The organism is Shewanella sp. SR43-4 (genome assembly GCF_014163845.1).
Taxonomy (GTDB): Bacteria; Pseudomonadota; Gammaproteobacteria; order Enterobacterales; family Shewanellaceae; genus Shewanella; species Shewanella vesiculosa.
Map to the genome: position 1 here is coordinate 1 of NZ_JACJEB010000048.1, position 845 is coordinate 845.

Annotated in this window: 1 protein-coding gene; it reads left to right on the plus strand. The window is 42.6% G+C overall.

Annotated elements, in window-relative coordinates:
* Positions 1–845, plus strand: an 845-nt coding sequence (locus tag H5123_RS20335; RefSeq protein ID WP_259395717.1) for a flagellin hook IN motif-containing protein, incomplete at both ends; no start/stop codon positions are given.

Genomic DNA, 845 nt, shown 5'->3' on the forward strand with positions numbered 1-845 from the left:
GCCAATGAAACAATATCAGTAACTTTGAAAAATACAGCTTCTACAGCAATCGGTACTAATCAGATAAATGGTGGCGGCAGTAAGTTAGGTGCTGTTTTAGCTGCGACAACAAATGGAGTAACAGCAGATACTGTAACTGTATCTGGTAATGGTACTACAAAAGATGTAACGATAGCTGCCAACTCATCAGCTAAAGAGTATGCCAGTGCAATTAATGGTGCTGATGGAACAGGAGTTACGGCTTCAGCAAGAACCGCAGCCCAAATGGAATTGTCTTTAGGGGATGCATCTAGTGTTAGTTTTGACTTAGATGTTGGTGGCGCTGGTGGGGCAAATACATTATCAATTACGAATGCGACTTCTGTTGAAGATATCGCTGACCAGATTAACGCAGGTTCAAGTAGTATTGGTGTAAGTGCAACTGTAAGTGGTGGTAAATTAGAGCTAGTAAATGAGAAGGGTGATAACATTGCAGTAAGCAATTACGCCTCAGATGGCACATCTGAGACATTGACCATTGATGCTTACAAAGCGGATGGTACTTTAACTGGCACGGCTCTAACTGCAACAGCTGACGTGATTGTTTCTGGTAATGTACAAATCAATAGCAGTAGTAACTTCACCATCACAGGCGCAACAGCTGACGAAGCATTAGGTGCGACAGGTTCTAGTTTAGCGGCAGTGTCAACTGTAGATATCGGTACTGCTAATGGTGCGCAAGATGCACTGGCTATTATCGATTCAGCGATTGCTGGTATCGATAGTCAACGTGCTGACTTAGGTGCAGTACAAAACCGCATGAACTTTACTATCAGTAACTTAAGTAACGTACAATCAAACGTAAC